This window comes from Rahnella woolbedingensis (assembly GCF_003602095.1).
Classification (GTDB): Bacteria; Pseudomonadota; Gammaproteobacteria; order Enterobacterales; family Enterobacteriaceae; genus Rahnella; species Rahnella woolbedingensis.
This window is the reverse complement of record NZ_RAHH01000078.1, coordinates 1-1,612: the sequence shown is the minus strand read 5'-3', so window position 1 is coordinate 1,612 and position 1,612 is coordinate 1. Positions and strand designations below refer to the sequence as shown.

Annotated in this window: 2 protein-coding genes; both read left to right on the top strand. The window is 47.1% G+C overall.

From position 1 onward, the window contains the following. Nucleotides 1–96: 96 nt before the first annotated feature. Nucleotides 97–1,371, top strand: a complete 1,275-nt coding sequence (locus D6C13_RS25245) for an HlyD family secretion protein (RefSeq protein WP_120135339.1) — start codon at nt 97–99, stop codon at nt 1,369–1,371. Further along, on the top strand, nt 1,364–1,612 hold a 249-nt coding region (locus D6C13_RS25240; RefSeq protein ID WP_244212814.1), incomplete at its 3' end, for a cysteine peptidase family C39 domain-containing protein. The genes D6C13_RS25245 and D6C13_RS25240, both read left to right, overlap by 8 nt.

Sequence of the window (1,612 nt, the reverse complement as noted above, 5' to 3'; positions counted from 1 at the left end):
AAGTGGGATTATTCTTTCCCTCCACAAACCATTAACTACACGTGATATCAATACTCGTTGGCAAGATGCGATTACGGATGATAAAGGAGATCAATAGTGTTTCGCCAGGAAGCGATTACTTATCGGAAAATGAAATGGCGTGGCCGAGCGCTACTCCTCCCCGGCATTCCTCTTTGGGTCGTCGCTGGATTATGTCTTTTTTTTATTACAGCATTTCTGACCTTTGTCATTACCGTAAACTACACCCGACGAGTCAATGTAACCGGCGAAATCAGCACCTATCCGCGCGTAGCGAATGTCTATTCAAGGGTCCAGGGCGTCGTGGTCAAAGAATTTGTTACTGAAGGACAGATAATTAAGACTGGCACTCCCATTTATCAGATAGATGTAAGTAAAAGTACCCACAGCGGCGTGGTCAGCGACAACCAACGCCAGGACATCGATAATCAGCTTGAGCGCATTGCACAAATTATCAATCGTCTGGATGGCAGCAAAAAAACCACTATCAACATGCTGGAGAAGCAAAAAGCACAGTATATCTCTGCTTTTCAGCTGTCCACCGACATATTGAAGCGTGCCGAGGAAGGGCTCCATATCATGAAAGAGAATATGGAGAATTATCGGAAATACCAGAAGAAAGGGCTTATCAATAAAGACCAACTCACCAATCAGGTGGCACTGTATTACCAGCAGCAAAATAATTTGTTGAGTCTCACCGGCCAGAACGAGCAAAATTCCCTGCAGATCACGACCCTAGAAAGCCAAATTCACACTCAAGCCTCAGATTTCGATAACCAAATTTATCAGATGGAACTGCAGCGCTACGAGCTGCAAAAAGAATTGCTGAATATCGATGCAGGCGGGACCATTATCGTCCGTGCCTTAGTCGACGGCCGCGTCGATTCGCTTAGCGTTACGGTAGGGCAAATGGTCAATATCGGCGACAGTTTGCTGCAGGTCATACCGCCCAGTATTGATCACTACTCTCTGGTACTTTGGGTTCCCAATGATGCTATTCCCTATATTACTAAGGGGGACCAGGTCAACATTCGCTATGAGGCCTTCCCCGCGCAGAAATTTGGACAGTTCGCCGGCACTGTGTCAATTATTTCCAAGGCGCCTGCGTCACCTCAGGAGATGTTGACCTATCAGGGGGCACCCAAAGCCGCGCTGACGAGTGCTGTTCCTTACTATAAAGTGATCGTCAGACCAGAAAAGCAGGCCATCATTTATAATGGCAAGCTCCTGAGCCTGGAAAATGGCATGAAAGCGGAGAGCACCCTATTTTTGGAAAAAAGGAAGATATATCAATGGATGTTATCTCCGTTCTACGACATGAAACAAAGCGCGTTGGGACCGGTCAATGAGTAAACGTTCGGTTAAAGAATTGTTTAACCAACTCGACATACGGTTACGGCAACGAGTTCCGCTTGTGCATCAAACTGAATCCTCAGAATGCGGCCTCGCTTGTCTGGCGATGATTTGTGGTCGCTATGGCAAGAATATCGATTTGATTGCACTGCGCCAAGAATTTAACCTCTCGGTGCGTGGCACTACGTTGGCAGGTTTGATCGGTATTGCCGAACAACTCGGGTTTTCCTCACGCCCCCTG